This window comes from Actinomyces sp. oral taxon 169 (genome assembly GCF_013394715.1).
Classification (GTDB): Bacteria; Actinomycetota; Actinomycetes; order Actinomycetales; family Actinomycetaceae; genus Actinomyces.
Window position 1 is genome coordinate 452,103 of sequence record NZ_CP058259.1, and the last position, 21,169, is coordinate 473,271.

The window sequence follows — 21,169 nt, forward strand, 5'->3', positions numbered from 1 at the left end:
CGTCATCCCCACTCGGGGAGGCGGGCACGAGTGCTGGGTGGCAGGCTCGGTGGAGTCGCCCGCGGGGCGGGCACTGTTCTCAAAACAACCTATGGATTGTATTGTGAGTCACAAAGGGGTGGACGTGAATGTCTGAACGGGCATAATCTTGTGTCTGTTCAGACATTCAGAGTCGAGTTGATGCCCGAACGGGCGTACTGGGCTGACGGCACCGACCTTCCAGGAGGTGAACATGCGCATCGAGGATAGGCACCGCCAGATCGTGGAGCAGGTGCGCGGTGCAGGGCGGGTTCTCGTCACCGAGCTCGCCGAGCACTTCGACGTCACCCCTGAGACGATCCGCCGCGACCTGACCGCCCTGGACCGCAACGGCGCCCTGCGCAAGGTCCACGGCGGCGCCATCCCCGCCCCCGCCCTGCCGGAGACCGGCGTGACCCAACGCGAGCAGGTCAACCCCACCGCCAAGCAGGCCATCGCCCGAGCCGCCCTGGCGCGGCTCGCACCGAAGCCCGGCACCACGCTCCTCATCGACGCCGGAACCACCACCGGCTCGCTCGCCCGCCTCCTGCCGGGCGACACCGACCTGACCGTCATCACCAACTCCGTCCTGACCGCCGCCTGCCTGGCCGGCGCCGGACGCACCTGGGTGCGGATCCTCGGCGGCCAGCTGCGCGGACTGACCCAGGCCGCCGTCGGCCCCGAAGCCGTCGAGGCCCTGTCCACCTTGAGGGTCGACGTCGCCGTCCTGGGAGCCAATGGCCTGAGTGCAGCCCACGGGCTGTCCACGCCCGACCCCGACGAGGCCACCGTCAAACGCGCCATGGTGCGCAGCGCCCGCCAGGTGGTGGCCCTGGTCGACTCCACCAAGATCGGCCAGGAGCACCTGGTCTCCTTCGCCTCCCTCGACGACATCGACCTCCTGGTCACCGACGTCGAGCTCCCGCCCACACTCATCGACCAGCTCACCGCCACCGAAACCGAGGTACTTGTCGCATGATCCTGACCCTCACACCCAACCCGTCCCTCGACCGCACCGTCACCCTGCCCGGACCCCTCCAGCGCGGCGCCGTCCAGCGCCTGACCGGCGTCGTCATGGAACCGGGAGGCAAGGGCGTCAACGTCGCCCGCGTCCTGTCCAACGCCGGGCGCGCCGCCACCGCCGTCCTGCCCGCCGCAGAGAACGACCCCATCCTCACCGCCCTGGGCGCCCTCGAACTGCCCGGCCTCACTGTGCGATCCGTGCCCGTGGCCGGACCCGCCCGCATCAACACCGCCGTCACCGAGCCCGACGGCACCACCACCAAGCTCAACGAGCTGGGGGCGGGCCTGAGCGAGGAGGAGATCGACGCCGTCGAGCAGGCCCTCCTGGAGACCCTGGCGCTCACGGGGGTGTCGGCCGGCCCCGACCCCCACCACTGGGTGGTCCTGTCGGGTTCCCTGCCGCCGGGCGCACCGGCCAGGTGGTACGCCCGCCTGGTGGGGCTCCTGCGCGAGGTGGCCCCGGGGCTGCGCATCGCCGTCGACACCTCCGACGAGCCCCTGGCCGCCCTGGCCGCCGAGCTGCCCGGATCGGCCCCCGACCTCATCAAGCCCAACGGTGAGGAGCTCGGCCAGCTCGCCGGCCTGCCCGCCGAGCGCGCCATGGCCCTCGAGGAGGGTGCCGTCCAGGGGGACTACGGCCCCGTCGTCGACGCCGCCCGCCTCCTGGTGGGTCTGGGGCTGGGTGCCGTCATGGTGACCCTCGGCCCCGCCGGCGCCGTCCTGGTGACCGCCGACGGCGCCTGGCACGCCACCGCCCCCGAGGTCCCGGTGGTCTCCACTGTCGGAGCCGGGGACTCCTCGGTGGCCGGCTACATCCTGGCCGACGTCAACGGCGGTGACGAGGCCGAGCGCCTGCGCACCGCCATGGCCTACGGCTCGGCCGCCGCCTCCCTGCCCGGAACCACCCTGCCCACGCCCGCCGACCTGCCCGAGCAGGAGGCCGTCGTCACCCGGCTCTCCTGAGCCGGGGCGCCCGCAGTTGCCGGGGGAGCGGACCCGCGAGCCGCGGGTCCCCGCATACGCCGGCGGCTGCCAGCCGGCGGCTACCGGCCGCCGAGCCGGCTCCGCCACTGACCGCCCACCGACTGTTCACCACCTGCCCACTGATCCGCCAGATGACCACCACCGACCGCATGATCGCCGCCCACCACCCTTGACCACTAGTGACCCGCCGCAGCCCACCGGGCGACGGCACCTCGGACACCAAGGAAGACCATGACCGAGAACAAGCCCCTCATCATCCCCGAGCTGGTCGCGCTCGACGCCGACGCCGGCCCGGGCAAGGAAGACGTCATCGAGTTCCTGGCCGCCACCGTGGCCGGCGCCGGCCGGGCCTCCAGCCCCGACGGCCTGGCCGCCGACGCCAAGAAGCGCGAGTCCACCGCCCCCACCGGGATCCCCGGCGGCATCGCCATCCCGCACTGCCGCAGCCCCCACGTCCTGGCCCCCAGCCTCGGCTTCGCCCGCCTGGCGCAGCCGGTCGACTTCGGGGCCGCCGACGGGCAGGCCGCCGACCTCATCTTCATGATCGCCGCCCCCGACGGCGCCGACGACTTCCACCTCCAGCTCCTGGCCAAGCTCGCCCGCGGACTCATGCAGACCGAGTTCACCGACGCCCTGCGCCAGGCCGCCGACGCCGAGGAGATCACCCGGATCGTCACGCAGCAGGTTCAGCCCGAGCTGCTCGACGGCGGGGAGGAGAGCGAGGCCAGCGCGGCCAGTGAGGCCGGAAGCGCCGCGGACTCAGCCGCAGGGGTTGGTGCCGCGCAGACCAAGGCCGCTGCGGCGTCGTCGGCCCCGGCGGAGGGTGAGACCGTCATCGTGGGGGTCTCCTCGTGCCCCACCGGCATTGCCCACACCTTCATGGCTGCCGAGGCGCTGGAGCAGGCCGGCAAGGACCGCGGCATCACCGTGGCCATCGAGGGTCAGGGCTCGGGCAAGATCGACGCCCTCGACCCCGAGCTCATCAAGCGGGCCAGCGCTGTCATCTTCGCCCACGACCTGCCCGTCAAGGGCCGCGAGCGCTTCGCCGGCAAGCCCGTCATCGACGTCGGCGTCAAGGCCGCCGTCAACGACGCCGGCTCCCTGGTGGACAAGGCCCTGGCCGCCGTCGATGACCCGAGCGCCGCCCGAGTGCCGGCCGGCGGTGAGTCCGCCGAGGAGAGTGAGGAGGGCTCCGAGCACTGGGCCCGGCGCCTGCAGAGGTCCGTCATGACCGGGGTGTCCTACATGATCCCCTTCGTGGCCGCCGGCGGCCTGCTCATCGCCCTGGGCTTCCTCCTGGCCGGGTACGACGTGGCTAACCTCTACGAGAAGATCTCCATCAGCGACTACTCCCTGTGGAACCTGCCCGGCAACGAGTTCGTTCACGAGATCAAGAACTCGGCCGGCGACGTCGTCGGCACTGAGACGATCACCGTCTCGCAGTCCGGGCTGCTGCTGTACATCGGGTGGACGCTGTTCCTGCTGGGGCAGGCGGCCATGAGCTTCCTCGTCCCGGCGCTGGCCGGATACATCTCCTTCGGGCTGGCCGGCAGACCCGGGATCGCGCCCGGGTTCGTCATGGGGGTCGTCGCGGTCGAGGTCGGGGCCGGGTTCATCGGTGGCCTGGTCGGCGGCATTCTCGCGGGCTACTTCGCGGCCTGGCTCGTCGGGCTCAGTGTGCCGGCCTGGCTGCGGGGGCTCATGCCCGTGGTCATCATCCCGTTGGGCACCACGCTGGTGGTCGGCGCCGTCATGTATCTGGTCCTCGGGCTGCCGCTGGCCGGCCTCATGAACGCGCTGCAGGACGGGCTGACCTCCATGTCCGGGGGCGGGTCGGCCGTGTTCCTGGGGATCATCCTCGGGCTCATGATGTGCTTCGACCTGGGTGGGCCGGTCAACAAGGCCGCCTACCTGTTCGGCACCGCGGGCCTGTCCGCGGCCAGCGCCAGCAACACCGCCCCCTACGAGATCATGGCCACCGTCATGGCCGCCGGCATGGTGCCGCCGCTGGCGATGTCCGCCGCGACCTTCCTGCGCTCGCGGCTGTTCACCAAGGCCGAGGTGGAGAACGGGCGCAGCGCCTGGCTGCTGGGGCTGTCCTTCATCTCCGAGGGAGCCATCCCCTTCGCCGCCGCCGACCCGCTGCGCGTCATCCCGGCCACCATGGCCGGCGGCGCGATCACCGGTGCGATGACCATGGCGATGCACGTCGGCTCCCGTGCGCCCCACGGCGGCGTGTTCGTCGCCTTCGCCATCACCAACTTCGGTGGCTTCCTCCTGGCGATCCTGGCCGGGACGGTGGTGAGCACCGCGCTGGTCATCGTCCTCAAGGGGCTGGGGCGCAACGCGGACGGCACGAAGGGCGTTGAGGCGCAGGCCGCGGCTGCCGCCTGATCCGGCAAGCCTCATTGCCGCGTCGTGCGGGGTCCCGCCAGGTGTGGGGCCCCGCACGACGTGTGTGAGGACCTCAGGGGCTGAGTTCGTGGGGCTCAGTGTCCTTGTCCTTCGGCGGGGACACTTCACGCGGCCGGGGACTTCTTCTCGCTTACGGGTGCAGTCTGCGCGCACGGGGACACTCCGCTCCGACCGGGGACACTCCGCGCGTGCGGGGGCGGGAATCCTGTCCCCGACGGCGTCGAATGCCCCTGGCCGTGCGGGAATGTCTCCGGCGGCGCAGGATGTCCCCGGCCGGGACGGCACGCACCCGCTCGCGCAAGATGTCCCCGACGGCGTCGAATGTTCCTGTGGACCGGGCCTCCCCGGATCGAGGACGTACTTTTCGATCGAGGACTGCGTTCTGCTACAGAAGGTGACGGCCCGAGCGCAGTCGTTTGGGGGAGAAGTACGTCCTGGGCGCAGAACGCAGTCCTCGATGTTCCAGGACGGCTGTGCGGCGCCGTCGTCGGTGCCGGTCAGAGCCGGATGCGAGCGTGTCGGTCCGTTTTGCCGATATGGGGGTGCGCCGTCCGACGGGCCGGGCCTGCCGCGCGGCGCCGTTATCGAGACCAGTCAGAGCCTGCCTGCGCAACCTCGTGGTGGTCTTCGCCGCGAGTACGGGTGCTCGTCGCCCACGATGGATTCGCCTGCCAGTCTCGGGCTGCTCCGGCATAGGCTTCGCGCCATGGCTGCAAGACGACGTATCGACCCCGACGCCGGCGCTCAGGCCCTGCGCCAGTGGGCCCAGGAGCAGGGCACGTCCGACGACGAACCGGCCGGAGCTGGGAGCGGTGCCGGCCCTGACTCCGCCAGTCCCACTGACCGGGCCGCCCGACGTCGGATGACCGCCACTGCCGTGCGCTACACCCTCGAGGAGCTTGCCGCCTGCGCGCCCGGGCGCTCGGTCGAGGTGCGGGTCCCGCCCTTCGGCGTCACCCAAGCCGTCGCCGGCACTGTTCACCGCCGGGGCACCCCGCCCAGCGTCGTCGAGACCGACGCCGCCACCTGGCTGGCCCTCGCCACCGGCCGACTCGCCTGGCAGGACGCCTTGGCCGATGGCGCTCTGCACGCCTCCGGTGAGCGCTGCGACCTGTCCGCCTACCTGCCTCTGGTCCGGCTCCCCGGGTAAACATCAACATTTTCTTCAAAATCGACCCGGAGCCGCGTCGATTCTGAAGTTTTGGTCGATGTGTGGGGGTGGGTTGGGGGCTGTGCGCGCCCGTTGGGCACTGCACTGAGGGCCTGCGCCGGTAGGTTCGTCCCATGAGTCGCACGCGCCTGAGCACCTACACCGCCCCGCCCGCCGAGGTCGCCCGGACCTTGGACGCGTTGCGCGCGCACTACGAGGTCCCCACTACTTTCCCGGCCGAGGCCCTCGCCGAGGCGGAGGCCGCCGCCGGCGCCTGGGCCCAGGACGGCCCCGCCCGGCTCCTGGCCGACGGCGCCCGGGACGCCCGTGACCTGGAGTTGGTCACCATCGACCCGCCCGGCTCCATGGACCTCGACCAGGCGGTGCTCCTGGAGCGCCTGTCCGCACAGGCGGACCATGCTGACCAGACCGGCACGGCTGCTGGGGAGGTTGGGGACGCCCCCGAGCCGTCGGCCACCTACCGAGTCCACTACGCCATTGCCTCCCTGGTCACCTTCGTCACCCCCGGCGGTGCCCTGGATGCCGAGCTGCGCCGCCGCGGCGAGACCATCTACGCCCCCGACGCCGCCACGCCCCTGCACCCGGAGGTCCTCTCCCATGGCGCCGCCTCCCTGCTTCAGGACGCCGAGCGCCCGGCCTGCCTGTGGACCATCGACCTCGACGAGCGCGGCGAGGTCGTCTCCGCCCGTGTCGAGCGGGCCCTTGTGCGTTCGCGGGCGCGCCTCAGCTACGCCCAGGTCCAGGCCGCCATCGATGGACAGGGTGCCCTGCCCCAGGAGGCGCCGGACGACCTGCCCGAGCTCCTGGCTGAGATCGGCCGCCTGCGCCTGGAGCGCGAGGCCGCCCGCGGCGGGATCAGCATGACCACGCCCGAGCAGGTGGTCGAGGTGACCGAGGCAGCAGAAGCAACAGAGGTGCCAGGGGCGGTGTCGCCGGCGGCGGACCCGGACTCCGCCGAGAGCCCCGGCCCCGCCGGCTACCGGCTCGCCTACCGCGTGCCCGTGCCCGCCGAGCAGTACAACGCCCAGATCTCCCTGCTCACCGGCATGTGCGCCGCCCGGATCATGGTCGAGTGCGGCGTCGGCATCCTGCGGACCCTGCCGCCGGCGCGCCCCGAGGACTACGCCCGCCTGCGGCGCGTCGCCGCGGCCCTGGGCATCGACTGGCCGGCTGCCCAGTCCTACCCCGAGCTCGTGCGCGGCCTGGACCACGCCATCCCCGCCCACGCGGCCTTCCTGGAGCAGGCCATGTCCCTCTTCCGCGGATCGGGCTACCTCGCCTTCGGGGTGGGCGGGGTCGGCGTCCCGGCCGACGACGAGGCCTCCGACTCCGAGGAGGCCGTCCACTCCGCGATCGCCGCCCGCTACGCCCACGTCACCGCGCCGCTGCGCCGACTCGTGGACCGCTACGGCGAGGAGGTCTGCATCGCGGCCTGCGCCCAGGCGCCCGTGCCCGAGTGGGTGCTCCAGGCGCTGCCCGACCTGCCGGGCGTCATGGAGCAGACCGGCAAGCGCGCCCGCGCCATCGGCCGCGGGGCCCTGACCGCCCTGGAGGCCCTGGTCCTGCGCGGACACGAGGGCGAGGTCTTCGACGGCGTCATCACCTCCGAGCGCGACGGCCGCGGCGAGCTCGTCCTGGCCGAGCCCGCCGTCGTCACCGAGATCCGCGCCGGCAAGAGGGCCTCCGACGGCGGCCTCCCGGTGGGGGAGCGCGTGCGGGTCCGCCTCCTGTCCGCCGACCCCGCCTCCGGCATCCGCTTCCAGCTCCTGCGGCCGGAGCACCCCTGAGACGGACCGGCTCCGGCGGACGCAATGGTCAGACGGCGCCCGACCATGACAGACTGTGCGTGTGCGCACCGGTGAGAACCCCTCGCAGATCACCTTCGACCATCCCGACGGCGCCCGCCCCACACCGCGGGCCGACTCCTCCGAGCCCCTGGGGCGGACCAGCCACCCGAGCCCGCCCGACCCGGCGGCTCCTGAGTCCCCCGGGGCTCCGGCGGTTCCCGCAGTGCCCGCCGGTGTCCCCGGCCTGACGGCTCTGCCCGACGACCACTCCGACGAGCTCGAGCCCCAGCCGCGCGAGGAGTGCGGCGTCTTCGGCGTCTGGGCCCCCGGCGAGGAGGTCTCCCGCCTGACCTACTTCGGCCTGTATGCCCTCCAGCACCGCGGCCAGGAGTCAGCCGGCATCGCCACCTCCAACGGCTCCCAGATCCTCGTCTACAAGGACCTCGGCCTGGTCTCCCAGGTCTTCGACGACCAGGCCCTGTCCAACCTCACCGGCCACATCGCCGTCGGCCACGTCCGCTACGCCACCCAGGGTGCCACCACCTGGGAGAACGCCCAGCCGATGCTCGGCCCGGCGGCCGGCTCCACCCTCGCCCTGGCCCACAACGGCAACCTCACCAACACCCGTGAGCTCATGGACGCCGTGCACGCCACCTCCGGGGAGGACCTCAGCGGCGAGCTCGGCCGCGGCTCCTCCACCGACACCGCCGTCCTGGCCGCCCTGCTCAACCTCGTCTCCGAGCGCGGCGCCCTGGAGGGCTGGGACTCGGCCGCCGACATCCTCACCTCCGGCATCACCGACGACGCCGAGCTCGAGGCCGCCTACTCCGCGCCGCCGCCCTTGAGCGTCCACCAGGCCGCCCGCAGGGTCCTGCCCATGCTGCGCGGCGCCTTCTCCCTGGTCTTCATGGACGAGCGCACCCTCTACGCCGCCCGCGACCCCCACGGGGTGCGTCCCCTGGTGCTGGGGCGCCTGGGCAACGGGTGGGCCGTGGCCTCCGAGACCGCCGCCCTGGACATCGTCGGCGCCACCTTCGTGCGCGAGATCGAGCCCGGCGAGCTCATCGAGATCGACGAGGACGGCGTGCGCTCCTCGCGCTTCGCCACCGCCCGCCGGGCCGGCTGCGTCTTCGAGTACGTCTACCTGGCCCGCCCCGATACTCGCATCGCCGGGCGCAGCGTCATCACCTCACGCAACGAGATGGGGGCGGCCCTGGCCCGTGAGCACCCGGTGGAGGCCGACCTCGTCATCGCCACGCCCGAGTCGGGTACCCCGGCCGCCATCGGCTACGCCCAGGCCTCCGGCATCCCCTACGGGCAGGGCCTGGTGAAGAACGCCTACGTGGGGCGCACCTTCATCCAGCCCACCCAGACCCTGCGCCAGCTCGGCATCCGCCTCAAGCTCAACCCCCTGCGCGAGGTCATCGAGGGCAAGCGCCTCGTCGTCGTCGACGACTCCATCGTGCGCGGCAACACCCAGCGGGCCCTGGTGCGGATGCTGCGCGAGGCCGGCGCCGCTGAGGTCCACGTGCGCATCTCCTCCCCTCCGGTCATGTGGCCCTGCTTCTACGGCATCGACTTCGCCACCCGCGCCGAGCTCATCGCCACCGGGATGAGCGTGGAGGAGATCGGTCGGTCCATCGGCGCCGACTCCCTGGGCTTCCTGTCCGTGGAGGGCATGGTGGCCGCCAGCGGCCAGAAGGCCGACGAGCTGTGCCTGGCCTGCTTCACCGGCGACTACCCGATCCCGCCGCCCGTGCGCAGCCTGACGGGCGCCGCCATCCCGGTGCGCCGCGTCCCCACCGCCTACCGTGGTCGGCGCCGCGATCAGGCCGACGACGCCGAGCGCACCGTGCCGCCGGGCAGCATCACCCGCCCGGACCTGGCCTCCGGCAGCCCTCTGGGATCGACGACCTAGTCCGGTGCCCGGAGCCCGCCGCGCCCCGGCCTGCAGGCTCTGTCCGCCGGAGTCCGCCCGTGCCGCCGTCGGCGATGCGCACCGGCCCCCGCTGTTCCCTCGCCCCTTTCCGCCCGCCACCGCACCTTCGACCCGAGTCCACAAGGAGCCCCCACATGACCCAGCAGCCCGAGCAGCCTGAGCAGCCCGCCCCCGCCATCACCTACGCCGACGCCGGCGTGGACACCGCCGCCGGGGACCGGGCCGTCGCGCTCATGAAGGACGCCGTGGCCTCCACCATGACCCCGGCCGTCGTCGGCGGCGTCGGGGGCTTCGCCGGGCTCGTGGACGTCTCCACCCTGCGCGACTACCGCCGCCCCCTGCTGGCCACCTCCACCGACGGGGTGGGCACCAAGGTCGCCATCGCCCAGGCCCTCGACATCCACGACACCATCGGCCAGGACCTGGTGGGCATGGTCGTTGACGACATCGTCGTGGTCGGGGCCCGCCCCTTGCTCATGACCGACTACATCGCCTGCGGGCACGTCGTCCCTGAGCGGATCGCCGACATCGTGCGCGGCATCGCCCAGGCCTGCGCCGCCATCGGCACCCCGCTGCTGGGCGGGGAGACCGCCGAGCACCCCGGCCTCATGGCCCCCGACGAGTACGACGTCGCCGGGGCCGCCACCGGCGTCGTCGAGGCCGACCGGATGCTCGGCGCCGAGAAGGTGCGCGCCGGCGACGTCCTGGTCGCTCTGGGCGCCTCCGGGCTGCACTCCAACGGCTACTCCCTGGTGCGCCGCGTCATTGAGCACGCCGGCTGGGGCCTGGAGCGCGAGGTGCCCGAGTTCGGCCACACCCTGGGACAGGAGCTGCTCGAGCCCACGCGCCTGTACACCCGCGTGTGCCTGGCCATGCTGGAGACCCTGTCCTCGCCAGCTGCCCCGGCGCCGATCCACGCCCTGTCCCACATCACTGGTGGGGGGCTGGCCGCCAACGTCGCCCGGGTCCTGCCGGACGGACTCATCGCCGACGTCGACCGCTCCTCCTGGACGGTGCCGCCGGTGTTCTCCACCGTGCGCGAGCTCGGCTCGGTGCCGTGGGAGGACCTCGAGGGCACCCTCAACCTGGGCGTGGGGATGGTCGCCGTTGTCGAGCCTGGCGTGGTCGACGCCGTCCTGCGGGTCGCCGAGGGCTCGGAGATTCCCGCCTGGGTGCTGGGCGAGGTGCATGAGGCCGGCAAGTATGAGGCCCAGGGCCGGGTGGTTTCCGGAACGAAGGGCGTCGACGGGGGCGCGGTCGACATCCACGGCACTTACCGGACCGCCTGAACCGCGGACGCCTCGCTGGACCAGCGGGGCGTCCGAGTCGCGAGGTGTCACGGATGGCGACTATTCACACCCCGCCGGGCCGGTTCTGGATCAACGGGGCAGGGCAGCACCGCCCTGACCTGGGTCGATGCGACACAGGTGGTTCGGGTGGGGAGTGAAAAGTCGCCGAGAGTGACACGGATGGCCGCCTGACGGCCTCAACGTGCGCGTTCGTAGGCGCGAGGAAGGGCCGGCAGGTGCTTTCCTCCGGCCCTCCTCGACTGGGGTGGGGCTACTTGCCGGCCTCGTCCCAGTCGTCGTCGTCGACGGCATACTTGGCGGCCAGCTCCTCGTAGTCGATCTCGTCGTCAGGCTCGGATCCCGAGGACGCTGAGACGAGCTCCCGCTCCAGAGCCTTGTAATCAGTCTCCGGGCTGAAGTACTTGAGCTTACGGGCAACCTTGGTTGCCTTGGCCTTCTGACGGCCGCGCCCCATAGGCTCGACCCCCTCCAACGTGTCACGGCGCGCACGTGGGCGCGCTCTTCCTGGTCAAATATGTCGTGGGGCAACCGTACAACGTCAACGGTCACGAGCACCATTCGGACACCGGGGGAGAGTCGTGGTGACGCACACCCCACATGTTGGACAGGGAGTCCAAGAGTCCCATAGGGATTGCCCAGAGGGTCTTCGGTAGGCCCTCAGCGAGCCTGCGGATGCCGCCCAATGTCGCCCCGACGTTCCTCAAGAAAGAATGGATTCTCAGGGGTGCGGGGGTGCTGGCTCGGGGATTCCTGCGCAGGGGACAGGGGAGGGCTGCCCGGCGGGCGGCGCCGGTGCTTCGCCGGGGGCGTACGCGGAGAGCCTGACATGTGCGGGGTGGTGCCCCTGACGGACACGTGTGTGCGGGAGGCGGCCTGGATAGGCTGAACCGCGAGGACACACCCTTGGGGCTGAGGACTGGTCCTGGGGATGCGGTCCGCAGGCCTGATGGTGCGTCCTCGGCGTGCCGGGCATGTTGCTCGGGGTGTTCTCGAGGCCGGTGTCCTCGGCTGGCGGGGAGGTGCCTGGGGTGTGCGCTGGGTTCTGTGGCGGGGACGTACTTGGTGACCGAGGACTGCGTTCTCCTCCAGGTCACTGAGGTTTGACCGCAGTCATCTGGGGGAGAAGTACGTTCCCGGCGGACATCGCAGTTCCCGATGCGGACCAGCTGGCTCCTGACGCTGGAGTACGGCGGAGCGCCGCTGCGAAGCGAGGACGCACCCTAGGGGCTGAGGACTGATCCCAGGGGTGCAGTCCGCGAGCCCGATGGTGCGTCCTCGACGGGTGAGTGGTGTGGTTGATGGAGAGGCTGCGTGTTCTCGGTGTGCGGTGCTGGTGTCAGCGGCGGGTGAGGCGGGTCAGGACGATGCTGGCGGTCACCACGCCTCCGGCGACGGCGGCCGCCTTGGCGAGTCGGGAGGACGCCTCGGAGTCACCCTGCTTGGCGCGCTCCCAGGTCTCCTCCGCCTGCTCGGCCCAGCGGCGGGCCCCCTCGCGCAGTCGGCCGGCGCCGGCCTCCGCCTGCTCACGCAAACGGCCGGCCCCGGCCGCGGCCTGCTCACGCAGGTGGTCGGCCTTGGCGCTCGCCTGCTCACGCAGGTGCTCCCCGGCCTCCTTGGCCTGTGTGCGCGGGTCGATCCGGGAGGCGAACTCATCGACGCTCGCCGCCAGGGCCTCGCGCTGGGCACGCAGCCGCTCCTCGATCTGCTCGGGGCTCAGCGACCCGGCCCCAGCGGCCCCGGCACTCTCGGCGCCGGAGGCGCCGGCCTGCTGAGCGCTGGTCATGCCCGACCCGCCCGGGTGCGCAAGGCCTTGACCGCGGCGACGGTCGCCGTCACGCTCAGGCCCGCCAGGGCCAGCCCCGCAACCGTGACGATTCCCAGAGAGGCGGGGTCGCCGTCGCGGGCGTCGTCGAACAGGCGAGAGACGCGCTGGCCGAAGCTCAGCGTGCTGGGGTCATAGGTGTCGACCCCGCCCTCGGGGTCGGTGCCGCCGCCGGCCAGGGAGGCCAGGCGGGTCTTGACCTGCCCGGCCGTCTCCTGGGCCTTGCTGACGGCCTGGCTGCGCAGCTCCTGGACCTTCTCGCGAGCCTTGAGCTTGGCGACCTTGGCCAGGTTGTTCGGGGCCAGGCGCGCGGCGAGCTCGTCGACGTCGGCGGCCAGCGCCAGGCGCCGGGCCGCCAGGTCGGACAGGACGGCATCAGCCGACGGCGCCGCCTGCGCGGCCTCCACGGCGGGCGCGGCCGGCGCTGCGGGGACGGGCGTGGGTGCGGCGTTGGTGCTCACTGGGCGTTCCCCCTCTGCAGGCCGGAGGTCACGGCCCCCTTGACGGCGTTGACGGACTCCTTCAGCCCCTCCTGCGGCGTCGGCGTGTCGGCCTTGGCGGCCTTGAGTCGCTTGATGCCGATCAGGGCCATCGGCACGGCAATGAGGGTGAGGATCAGCGCCACCACGAGGAAGGCGGCCCACAGCGGCATGACGTGGGACAGCCCGGTCGTCAGGGCTCCCAGCACCAGCCCGAAGATGAACAGGGCCAGCACCCCGGCGGCGGCGAGCAGCCCGGCCCCCAGCCCCATCTCCTTGGCCATGCGCTGGCCCTTGGCCTTGGCCAGGTCGATCTCGCCGCGCACCAACGCGGAGATGTTCTCCGAGATGCGGGCGATGAGCTCCCCGAGCGTGGGCTGGGCGCTGCCGGCGGCCCTGCGAGGAGGCGTGGTGGAGGCCGACGGCGTCGCCTGCGACGGCGGGAGAGGTGGCTGGTTGTTGGGCATGAACGAACCTTCTTGTGTGAGGCACGGCGTTGGACGCAGTCAGCTGACTGCGAGGCGGCGGGATCGCGACAGTGGGACGACTCGCCGCCCTAAGAATCTCACAGCCTGCGCCCTCGTGGAACAACGCAGGCCCGAGCGGGTTTGTAGGTTTGGGCGATAGGGGCCGGCTTTCGCCACCGGCGATCTGTGAAGGGCCGCCATCGTCGCCCAGATCGGCAGCGCGTCCCTAACCGTGCCGACGGCGCGGACCGGCCGGGTGCCCGACGGCGGCACGGCCGACTCACGGGTCTCCCCACCGCACCGCCGCTCGGCTACTCCTGGTTCCAGGCCTGCCAGAGGCTCGCGTACTCCCCGCCGAGGGCCACGAGCTCGTCGTGGGTGCCGAGCTCCACGATCCGCCCGTCCATGACGACGGCGACCCGGTCGGCGTCAGCGGCCGTGTAGAGGCGGTGGGCCACCTCGATGACGGTGCGCCCGGCCAGCGCCGTGGACAGGGTCCGCTCCAGGGTGCGGGCAGCGCGCGGGTCCAGCAGCGAGGTGGCCTCATCCAGGATGAGCGTGTGCGGGTCCAGCAGCACCAGCCGGGCCAGCGCCACCTCCTGGGCCTGGGCGGGGCTCAGCTCGAGGTGCCCCGAGCCGACCATCGTGTTCATCCCATCCGGCAGCGCGTCCACCCAGGCATCGGCCCCGATGGCCTCAATGGCCTCGCGGATCGTCTCATCGGAGGCGCTCGGCCGCCCCAGGCGCACGTTGTCCGCCACGGTGCCGACGAACACGTGGTGCTCCTGGGTCACCAGGGCCACATGGCGGCGCAGCTCGTCCTCGGTCAGGTCCGTCAGCGACACCCCTCCCACGGTGACGCTCCCGGAGGTGGGTGGGTTGATACCCGCCAGCATCCGCCCCAGCGTGGACTTGCCCGACCCCGAGGGCCCGACGACGGCCAGCCGCTCCCCGGGCACAAGCTCCAGGTCGATCCCGTGAAGCACCTCGACGCCCTCCCGGTAGGAGAAGCGCACGTCGTCAAGCACGATCCGCGTGCCCTCGGGCTCCTGGCCGGTGGGGGTGCGGTCGTCGGGAACCTCCTCCACCCCCAGAATGCGGGACAGGGAGGCCTGGGCGATCTGGACCTGGTCGACCCAGAACATGAGCTGGCCCACCGGCTTGCGCAGCTCCATGGAGTACAGGGCGACCGTGGTGATCGCCCCCAGGGTCGCGTAGCCGCGGCCGGCCAGGAACCCGCCCCACAGAAGGACGGCGACGACGGGCGCCCGCCAGGCGACGTCGAGCACCATGAACAGGCGCACCCGCAGCGCCGCCGTGTAGCGCTCCAGGGACCAGGCCTCCTTGATGGAGGCCATGATGGCCCGCTCGCGGCGCGCCCCGATGCCCAGGGCGTCCACGGTCTCGGCGTGCTCGACCGTCTCGGAGACCGCCCCGTTGAGGCGGGCCTGGGCGGCCGACTCGGCCCGGTAGGCGGGGATGGAGATCGGCAGGTACCAGCGCATCATCGACCACACGGGCGGGGCGATGACGAGCAGCCCGAGCGCCAGGAGGGGGTCGGCGACGGCGGCGGCCAGGAGGGTGAAGACGATCGTCACCACGCACACGAGGATCTGCGGGATCCCCACCCGCACGAGGAACTCGATGCGGGAGACGTCGGTGGTGGTGCGCCCCACGAGGTCGCCGGTGCCGGCGGTCTCCACGGCGCTCAGCGGCAGGTGCACCACCCGGTTCATCATGCGCTCGCGCAGCTCGGCGAAGACCGACTCGCCCAGGGTGCGGGCGTGCTTCTGGGCGAAGCGGTTGATGAGCGCCCCCACGAGCGTGACCGCGATGATGGTCAGCACGACCCGGTCCACGTAGCCGGCGTCGGCCTGCCCGGCCGAGACCCGCCCGACCAGCCGCCCCAGCAGCTGGGGGGCCACGAGCGTGGACAGGACCGCCGTGATCTGGAGGGCCAGGACGACGGCGAAGCGCCACCGGTAGGAGGCCATGATGCGGAAGGTCTTGCGCAGGGCGACGGGCCCGGGCGCGACGGGAAGCGCCATCAGCAGCTCGCCTCCTCATCCTCACCCATGGCCCGTGAGACGACGGCGCGGTAGTCGGCCGCCTGCGCGTGGCCGTCGCGGGCCAGCGCCATGAGCTCGCGGTGCGTGGAGCGCAGCAGCTCGGTCCCGCTGGAGTCCAGGAGGACGACCTCGTCGCAGGCCTCCAGGACCAGCGGCGAGGCGGTCACGACGACGGTCGTGCGCCCGGCGCGGGCCCGGTGCACCTGGGCGGCCACCCGGGCCTCGGTGTGGGAGTCCAGGGCGGAGGTCGGCTCGATGAGCACGAGCGTGGGCGCCTCGGTCAGCAGCGCCCGGGCCAGGGCCACGCGTTGCCGCTGCCCGCCGGACAGGGACCGGCCCTTCTCCGTAATCATTCCGGCCAGGCCCTCGCTCAGGGAGGTCAGGACATCACCGGCGTCGGCGATCCCGATGGCCTCGATGAGCCGGTCGTCGCCGGGGGCCTCGCGCTCCTGGGGGCGGACCTGCTGGTCGACGTCGGCCCCGGTGGTGCGCTCGGTCTCGGCGCGCACGAGGTCCTCCAGTCCCGCCGGCTGCGGGTCGGGGCCGCCGCGCACGTCGAGAGCCTCACGCAGGGTCCCGGTGAACAGCTGGGCGGTGGCGCCGGAGACGACGACGCTGGCGCGCACCTGCTCCAGGGGCATGGTGGTCAGTGGCCGGCCCGCCAGGGTCACGGTGGGGCCGGCGTCGGTGAAGCGCCCCAGGCGCGTGGCCAGGTCGGCGGAGACCTGCGGGTCGGGGCACACGAGGGCCGTCATGCGGCCCTCCTCCAGGCGCAGGCCGCTGCCGGTGTCCACCAGGTCGCCGCTGACGGGGTGGGCGGCGGCCGGGTCCAGGTTGAGGCGCTCCACGAGGCTGCCGGCGGCCGGCGCCACCTCCAGCAGGCGGCTCAGGCGTCGGGCTCCGACGACGGCCCGGGTGTAGTCCTGTACGGAGCTGGTGAACACCCACAGCGGCCAGGACAGGTAGGCGGTGTAGCCGTAGAAGGTGATGAGCCCGCCGGGGGTGAGGCTGCCGGCCACGGCCATGCGCGCCGCCACCCACACGACGATCGCGGCGAAGAGCCCGGGCAGCAGCACCTGGAGGGTCATGAGGGTGGCCTGGGAGGAGGCCACCTCGACGCCGCGGCGCCGCAGCTCCTGGGAGGCGTCCCGGTAGCGGCGGGCGAAGACGTCCTCCCCGCCGATGCCCCGCAGGATCCGCAGCCCCGCCACCGTGTCCGTGGTGATCGTGGTGACCGCGGACTGGGCCTCGCGCTGGACGGCCTGCCGCTTCTGCAGGGGGCGGATGACCAGGGTGACGATGGCCGCCACCAGCGGCATACCCAGGATGACGATGAGCCCCAGGCTCACCGAGGTGCGCAGCATGAGGACGGCCACGACGAGGAAGCTGGCCGCCGCCCCCAGCAGGGCCGGCAGGTGCTCGATGAGCTTGCCCAGGTAGTCGGCGTCGGAGGCGATGATGGTGGCGACCTCACCGGTGGAGACCTGCCGGGACAGGTCTTTGCCGGTGGCGGAGATCTGCCGGCCCACGAGCCGGTCGACGTCGAAGGCGGTGCGCATCCAGGCCGTCACCCCGAAGTAGGACAGCATCGTGTCCCCGACGGCGTAGACGACGAACAGCACCAGCAGCAGCGCGCCGATGCCCCAGACACGGCCGTTGAGACCGTTCTCGATGCCGGCGTCCAGGGCCTGGCCCAGGAAGGCCGGCACGATCGCCTGGATGATGTTGGAGGTGCAGGCCGCCAGAGTCGCAAGGGTGACCGGGACGGCGGCGCGGCGCAGCAGCCAGCGCAGAAGCGCCCCGGCCCCCAGGGACGGGGGATGGGGCAGCGGGGCGTCGGGGGTCATGGACTGTGCAGTCAGGGCGGACAGCGCGGTCGGGACGGTCGGGAACGACCGGGAGGACGATTCGGGCATGATCGCATGAGGCTATCGGAGGGGAAGCCGGCTCGGCAGAGGCAGAGGCGGTGACAAGGAAGATACCGGGCGCGGGAATACCCGCCGGGCGCGACTCGGGCGGCTGCCGGTCGGGCCGCGCAGACGTGCCGGCGCCCCGGCCCACCCCCTCTCCGGGGTCGGCCGGGGCGCCGGGCTTGCTCGGCGAACGCCGCTTACTCGGTGGCGATGGCGTCCAGGACGGGAATCCGGGAGGCGCGCAGCGCCGGCCACAGGGCCGCGATGACGCCGACCACCACGGAGAGCACGAGCATGCCCACCATCTGGCCCCAGGGGATGCTGAGGCTCGTCAGCCCCTGATCCTCCAGGACCTCCTTGAGGGCGGCGGCCAGGACCACCCCGGTCGCCCCGCCCAGCACGGTGCCGTACAGGGAGGTGAGGACCGACTCGGTGATGATCTCCCCGGACAGCTGGGCCTTGCCCAGGCCGACGGCGCGCATGAGCCCGATCTCCCGGGTGCGCTCCGAGACCGAGAGCACCAGGGTGTTGACGATGCCCAGGATGGCGATGGCGATGCTCAGTCCCAGCAGGCCGTAGAGGACGGCGAGCATCCGGTTGATCTGCTGACCGACCTGGTCGGAGATCTCGCTGGCGTCGCGCACCGCGTACTGGTAGGTGTCGGCCACGATGTCGCGGGCCTTGCCCCGCACCGTGTCGAGGTCGGTGCCCTCCTTGAGGGTCAGGAGCATGCCCTGCGGCGAGTCCAGGACGTGGGCCGGGTCCGTGGTGGTGCCCGGGGAGTTCCAGGAGCCCACCGCGGCCGCCAGCTCGGGGGCGATGTAGTAGTTTCCGCCGGTTCCCTTCGGGTCGACGACGGCGCTGACCGTGGCCTCAACCGACCCGGTGGGGCCGGTGACGGAGACCTTGTCCCCGAGCTTGAGGCCCTCGTCCTTCTTCGCGGCCACGTGGGTGGCGTCCAGATCCTTCATGGACCCGGCGCTCGCGGAGACGTCGTAGGCCTTGGAGTAGGTGCCGGGGTCGATGACGATGACGGTGGCGGTGGCGTTCTGGCTGCCGTCGGGCTTGGTGACGGAGTCGGCGTAGATGGAGTAGGAGGAGGTCTCCTTGACCCCGTCAATGGCGGCGATCTCCTTGGCCTTGTCGGCCGAGAGCCGGGTGCTCAGGCTGCCGATGGTGGCGGGCTGGACCACGAGGTCGGCCTTGAGGGACTTGTCGATCTCATCGGAGGTTGAGGACTGGAAGGAGGCGGCCAGCGTGGCGCCGGCGCACACCAGGGCCATGCCCACCATGAGGGCGCCGGAGGTGTTGGCCGTGCGGCGCGGGTTGTGGACGATGTTGCGTACCGCCAGGCGGCCGGCGGGCCGCAGCAGCCGGAAGGGCAGCCCCAGCACCGCCACCACCGGGCGGGCCAGGGTCGGGGAGACGATGAGCAGCCCCAGGACCGTGCCGCCCGCGCCCAGCCCCATGATGAGACCGCGCTGCGTCAGGTCCGCGTTCACCCACGCGGCGGCGATAGCGGCCGCTCCGGCCGCCAGCAGCAGCCCGCCCAGGATCGTGCGCAGCACCAGGGACTTCTCCCGGGAGCCCGACACGCCGCGCATGGCCTCGACCGGGTGGGTCAGGGCGGCCTCCCGAGCCGGCAGCAGAGCGCCGACGACGGTGACGGCCAGCCCCACCGCCAGCGAGATCGCGATGATGGGCCCGCTCAGGCCCGTACCCTCCAGCAGCGGCATGCCGGCGGCGTCGAGCAGCGCGGACAGTCCGGCCAGCAGCCCCGCGCCCGCGGCCACGCCCAGGGCGGAGCCGACGACGCCGATGACGACCGCCTGCAGGAACACCACGCCGAACACGGAGGCCGGCGAGGCCCCGACCGCCCGCAGCAGGGCGAACTCCTTGACCCGCTGACGCACGCTCATCGCGAAGGAGTTCATGATGATGAAGGAGCCCACGAACATCGCGACAACGACGAAGACCAGCAGGAAGACCTGAACGAAGCCCAGCTGCTTCTCAATGGTCTGGTTCTGCTCCTTGATGACCTCGGCGCGGGGCTGGACCTGGGCGCCGTCGGGAAGGATCTTGGTGATCTCGGACTTGACGGTGTTCACCGAGGAGCCCTGAGCGACGTCGACGGCGATGGTCGTCACCTTCCCGTCCGGGGCGGCGATGGGCATGAGCCAGCTCGGATCCACGCCTATGACCGTCGCGCTGGCCATGGAGGACTCGTAGTGGAACTCGCCAACCACGGTGACCTCGGTGGGTGAGCCCTGCACCACGATGTGCGTCTTGTCCCCGACCTTGAGGCCGGAGTTCTTCAGGGCGCCGGACTCCAGGGTGATCTCACCGGCCCCTTGAGGCTTGTGGCCCTGGACCCAGGTCAGGCCCTTCTCGTTGTCGTACAGCGGTACGAAGAGCGTGGGGGCGCCGGTGGTGGTGACGGGGGCGTCGTTGGAGCCGACGAGGACCCCGACCATCTGGACGCTGGGGTTGGCGGCCTCGACTCCGTCGATCTGCTTGATCTGCTCGGTCAGGGAGCTGTCAATGGGCTTGGTCTGCGTCGAGTTGGAGGAGCCGCTGCTGCCACTGTTGTTGTCGGAGGCGATCTTGGGGCCCTGGACATACAGGTCCGAGGTGGCGGTGGAGGAGATTAGCTTGGAGAAGGTCTCCGACAGGGAGGCATGCAGGGCGAGCGTGCCCGACAGGAACGCCACCCCGAGCATGACGGCGAAGGTGGTCAGGAAGAACTGTTTGGCGTGGGCGCGCACGGAGCGCCAGGCGACTCGTCTCATGGCTCAGGCCCCCTCGACGGCCGAGCCGGTGAACGGGGCGGCGGCTGCGGGGGCGGGCTCGGTCTCGCTCAGCTCGCGCAGGGCGTCCAGGACCCGGTCGCGGTCGGGGTCGTCCAGCTGGGCGACGACGTGCCCGTCGCGCAGGAAGATGACGGTGTCGGCCCAGGCGGCCGCCTCCGGCTCGTGGGTCACCATGACCACCGACTGCCCCAGGTCGTCGACGCTGCGGCGCAGGATGTCCAGGACCTGGTCGGTGGAGACGGAGTCCAGGTTGCCGGTGGGCTCGTCGGCGAAGACGACCGCCGGCTCGCCCACGAGCGCCCGGGCACAGGCCACGCGCTGAACCTGACCGCCGGAGAGCTCGGCGGGCCGGTGCGATAGGCGCTCCCTGAGGCCGACGGCGTCGATCACCTGGTCGAAGCGCTGCGGGTTGACCTTCTTACGGGCGATATCCAGGGGCAGGGTGATGTTCTCCGCCGCCGTGAGGGTGGGGACCAGGTTGAAGGACTGGAAGATGAAGCCGATGCGCTCGCGGCGCAGGCGGGTGAGGCGACGCTGGTTCATGGAGGAGACCATGTCGCCGTCGAGCATGATCTCCCCGGAGGTGATCGAGTCCAGGCCGGCCAGGCAGTGCATGAGCGTGGACTTGCCGGAGCCGGACGGCCCCATGATGGCGGTGAAGCGGGCGCGGGCGATGTCGACGTTGACGGAGTCGAGCGCTGTGACGGCGCCCGATCCACGGCCGTAGACCTTGGTGAGGTTGCGTGCGGAGACCACGGGGTCATCCACCGGATGGTGAGGTGTGAGGACGGAGGACGCGGCGACGGGGGTGGAACTACTCATAGGTTCAGTATGACAGTGGCATGACTTCCTCAAATCCTCCTGGCGGAGGACCAGCCCCTGACCTCTTGACCAGTCCCCGCCCTGACCTTCGGTAGGGGATGACCCTGAGACGAGGGGTGGACGGGGCGTATGGAGGATGC

The 21,169-nt window shown here is 71.9% G+C and carries 15 protein-coding genes; 7 read left to right on the forward strand and 8 right to left on the reverse strand.

The genetic code is table 11. The features are described 5' to 3' along the window. Positions 1–232: 232 nt before the first annotated feature. The 7 genes from HW274_RS01875 to purM all read left to right on the forward strand — a co-directional run bounded on the left by HW274_RS01875 (position 233) and on the right by purM (position 10,626). Complete coding sequence (locus HW274_RS01875) at positions 233–997, forward strand: DeoR/GlpR family DNA-binding transcription regulator (RefSeq protein WP_075253553.1); 765 nt, start codon at positions 233–235, stop codon at positions 995–997. Next, on the forward strand, positions 994–2,004 hold the full coding sequence (locus HW274_RS01880; RefSeq protein ID WP_075253552.1) for a 1-phosphofructokinase family hexose kinase: 1,011 nt from the start codon (positions 994–996) through the stop codon (positions 2,002–2,004). Before HW274_RS01875 ends, HW274_RS01880 begins: the two co-directional genes overlap by 4 nt. 252 nt (positions 2,005–2,256) lie before the next feature. Further along, positions 2,257–4,419 (forward strand): fructose-specific PTS transporter subunit EIIC, encoded by a 2,163-nt coding sequence (locus HW274_RS01885; protein WP_185989079.1) that lies wholly within the window; start codon positions 2,257–2,259, stop codon positions 4,417–4,419. A gap of 727 nt (positions 4,420–5,146) precedes the next feature. Further along, positions 5,147–5,590, forward strand: coding sequence for a sterol carrier family protein (locus tag HW274_RS01890; RefSeq protein WP_075253550.1), 444 nt, complete (start codon positions 5,147–5,149; stop codon positions 5,588–5,590). 134 nt (positions 5,591–5,724) lie between these two features. After that, positions 5,725–7,398, forward strand: a complete 1,674-nt coding sequence (locus HW274_RS01895) for an RNB domain-containing ribonuclease (RefSeq protein WP_075253549.1) — start codon at positions 5,725–5,727, stop codon at positions 7,396–7,398. 244 nt (positions 7,399–7,642) lie between these two features. Next, positions 7,643–9,316: an amidophosphoribosyltransferase gene (gene purF, locus HW274_RS01900; RefSeq protein ID WP_081376174.1), complete on the forward strand. Its 1,674-nt coding sequence runs from the start codon at positions 7,643–7,645 to the stop codon at positions 9,314–9,316. A gap of 155 nt (positions 9,317–9,471) precedes the next feature. Further along, complete coding sequence (gene purM, locus HW274_RS01905) at positions 9,472–10,626, forward strand: phosphoribosylformylglycinamidine cyclo-ligase (RefSeq protein WP_075253548.1); 1,155 nt, start codon at positions 9,472–9,474, stop codon at positions 10,624–10,626. A 271-nt stretch (positions 10,627–10,897) separates the two neighbouring features. Here the strand turns inward: purM and HW274_RS01910 are convergent, their stop codons facing one another. The 8 genes from HW274_RS01910 to HW274_RS01945 form a co-directional block, all read right to left on the reverse strand. Further along, positions 10,898–11,101, reverse strand: a complete 204-nt coding sequence (locus HW274_RS01910) for a DUF3073 domain-containing protein (protein ID WP_075253547.1) — start codon at positions 11,099–11,101, stop codon at positions 10,898–10,900. An 882-nt stretch (positions 11,102–11,983) separates the two neighbouring features. Next, positions 11,984–12,430 carry a DUF3618 domain-containing protein gene (locus HW274_RS01915; protein ID WP_185989080.1) on the reverse strand — a complete coding sequence of 149 codons (447 nt, stop codon included), beginning with the start codon at positions 12,428–12,430 and terminating at the stop codon, positions 11,984–11,986. Next, positions 12,427–12,930 carry a DUF3618 domain-containing protein gene (locus HW274_RS01920; protein ID WP_185989081.1) on the reverse strand — a complete coding sequence of 168 codons (504 nt, stop codon included), beginning with the start codon at positions 12,928–12,930 and terminating at the stop codon, positions 12,427–12,429. Before HW274_RS01920 ends, HW274_RS01915 begins: the two co-directional genes overlap by 4 nt. After that, complete coding sequence (locus HW274_RS01925) at positions 12,927–13,415, reverse strand: phage holin family protein (RefSeq protein ID WP_185989082.1); 489 nt, start codon at positions 13,413–13,415, stop codon at positions 12,927–12,929. Before HW274_RS01925 ends, HW274_RS01920 begins: the two co-directional genes overlap by 4 nt. A gap of 311 nt (positions 13,416–13,726) precedes the next feature. Next, entirely contained in the window at positions 13,727–15,463 is a 1,737-nt protein-coding gene (locus HW274_RS01930) for an ABC transporter ATP-binding protein (RefSeq protein WP_185989083.1), read from the reverse strand. Next, on the reverse strand, positions 15,463–17,331 hold the full coding sequence (locus HW274_RS01935) for an ABC transporter ATP-binding protein (RefSeq protein WP_075253542.1): 1,869 nt from the start codon (positions 17,329–17,331) through the stop codon (positions 15,463–15,465). The genes HW274_RS01930 and HW274_RS01935 overlap by 1 nt, the downstream gene beginning before the upstream one ends. A gap of 263 nt (positions 17,332–17,594) precedes the next feature. Next, positions 17,595–20,186 (reverse strand): ABC transporter permease, encoded by a 2,592-nt coding sequence (locus tag HW274_RS01940; protein WP_075253541.1) that lies wholly within the window; start codon positions 20,184–20,186, stop codon positions 17,595–17,597. 3 nt (positions 20,187–20,189) lie between these two features. Then, positions 20,190–21,029: an ABC transporter ATP-binding protein gene (locus tag HW274_RS01945; RefSeq protein WP_075253540.1), complete on the reverse strand. Its 840-nt coding sequence runs from the start codon at positions 21,027–21,029 to the stop codon at positions 20,190–20,192. Positions 21,030–21,169: the final 140 nt, after the last annotated feature.